Annotated in this window: 1 protein-coding gene and 2 pseudogenes; 1 reads left to right on the top strand and 2 read right to left on the bottom strand. The window is 63.2% G+C overall.

What is annotated here, in order from left to right; translation table 11 throughout:
* Positions 1 to 280, bottom strand: a pseudogene (locus IC50_RS21740) (hypothetical protein); the annotation flags it as partial.
* Complete coding sequence (locus IC50_RS21735) at positions 277 to 846, bottom strand: sigma-70 family RNA polymerase sigma factor (RefSeq protein WP_035709476.1); 570 nt, start codon at positions 844 to 846, stop codon at positions 277 to 279. The gene IC50_RS21735 and the pseudogene IC50_RS21740, both read right to left, overlap by 4 nt.
* A gap of 437 nt (positions 847 to 1,283) precedes the next feature.
* Between IC50_RS21735 and IC50_RS21730 the strand changes: the two are divergent.
* A pseudogene (locus tag IC50_RS21730) lies at positions 1,284 to 2,017 on the top strand (GGDEF domain-containing protein); the annotation flags it as partial.

Here is a 2,017-nt window from a genome sequence, read left to right as displayed (position 1 = left end):
GCAGCGAGCCGCTCGCCCGTGCCGGCTCAGCGTCGATCGCGGCGAACAGCTTCTGCATCGCGCGCGCCGACGGAGCGCCCAGGCTCTCGTTCAGATGGATGGTCTCTTCGTACTCGCCGCGGATCGCGGCATATTGCCTGGCAAGCACGGGATCGCGCGCCAGCGCCTCCTCGACACGGCGCGCATCGCGCGCGTTCAGCGTGCCGGCGGCGTGCCACGGCAGCAGCAGTTCAATTTCACTGGGCTCTTGCTCCAGCATCTTCTTGCTCAATGCCATCATGGCCAGCCTCGCTCGACGCCGGCTGCCTTCAGCAGTTCGGCCAGTTTCTTGCGCGCATAGAACAAGCGCGTCTTCACAGTGTTCTCCGGAATTCCGACGATTTCGGCCACCTCTTCCACGGACTTCTCGTGGTAGTAGACGAGATCGACGATTTCCCGGTGTTCCGGCGAGAGCCCCGTCAGGCACTCTCGCAACGCTGCGCTGGTATCCTTCTTCTGCACCACCGTTTCCGGATCGTCGGACGCATCCTCGATCGCGTTGGCGGCTTCTTCGTCCAACTCGAAATCCTTCCTGCGCCGGAGCGCAGACAGGGCCTTGAATCGGGTGATGGCCAGCAGCCAGGTGGAAACGGCGGATCGGCCCTCGAACTTGCCGGCTTGACGCCAGACGTCGAGAAACACCTCACTGATGAGGTCTTCCGCCGCCTGCTCGTCCCGCACGAGCCTCAGTCCGAACCTGTAGACCCTGACATGGTGCCGCCCGTACAGCACCTGCATGGCGAGCCGGTCACCTTGAGCGATCCTGGCGATCAGAACCTCGTCGGAAGCCGCCTGTGTCACGCTCAATGGCCGTCTCGCAAAGTTGGTCGGGTCGATGCGGTGGAGGGTTCGACGAGGGGTGCAAAATTGTTCAGCCTACGGCAGTCATACGGGAGCCGGTGTGAGCTACCCCACATACGCGCATTTTTCTTGTCCCACCCGCGAGGGACAGCGGTGTCGATCCAGATCGGTAACATAATACTGCGTACTTCCCTGCGGAATGCCCGTTCCGGCACAGGCGGCCGGCCGAGTAGGGTTCCATAGCGGCCCTGCGCTACGTTTGTCGCGCCAAGCCCTGCTTTGGCTCGACCGCATCGCACACGATGTACGATCGCCGTTAAGAATTCTCGCGCTGGCTGATCGCCTTGTTCCGTGCTGCACGGTTCGGATTCGTTTTCAAAGGATACCAAACCTAAAGGCTTGCCATGTAGATTTTTGCGCTGACATCCACCATTGGCGGGACCATGAGCACGGCCGCGACGTCCCTTCCCGAGAGGAATGCCGCAGAGGTCGCGGATCTCGTCCTCGCGCCGGAGACAGCTGCCCCCGAAGTGAGGGCGCGCCGAGCCCGGCAGCGCCGCCAGATGTATATCGGCCAGGTCGCGAGCTACTCGCTCGGCACCTCGGTCCTGCTGCTCTACGCCTATGACGGAACGATCTCCATGGGCGTTCCGTCGCTGTTCTGGCTCGGCGGCCTCCTGATCATCGGTACGTTCACGGTGCTGTCGGAGGCCGGATTCGGCGACCGGTTCGAGGATCATTACCTCACCGTCTATCAGATCTCGGCGCATATGGCGCTGCAACTGGTGTTCCTGCTTGCGGTGCCGACGGTCGGGGTCGCGTTCCTGGCCGTGTTGTTTCTGATCTTCGCGTTCGGCACGCTGCGGATGACGTCGAGCCAGGCGATGCTCACCTGGGGCCTTGCCACCTGCGGTCTCGTCCTGGTTTTCCTGGGATCCGACCTGCCGATCGGACTGCCGGTCACGACCCGGCTGCAGCGAACCGCCTCGATGCTCTGCTTCGTGCTGGTGATCGGGCAGTGCGCCTTCCTCGGCCTGTTCGGCGCCACCCTGCGCAAGGTCCTGTACCGGCGCAGCATCGAACTGAAGGCCGCCTATCGGCGCATCGAGGAGCTGGCCGAGCTCGACGAGCTCACCGGCTCCTACAACCGCCGCTGCATCATGCGGCTTCTTGACGC

The sequence above is a fragment of the Bradyrhizobium genomosp. I (2014) genome, assembly GCF_000261685.1.
Taxonomy (GTDB): Bacteria; Pseudomonadota; Alphaproteobacteria; order Rhizobiales; family Xanthobacteraceae; genus Bradyrhizobium.
This window is presented reverse-complemented; position numbering and strand designations above follow the sequence as displayed.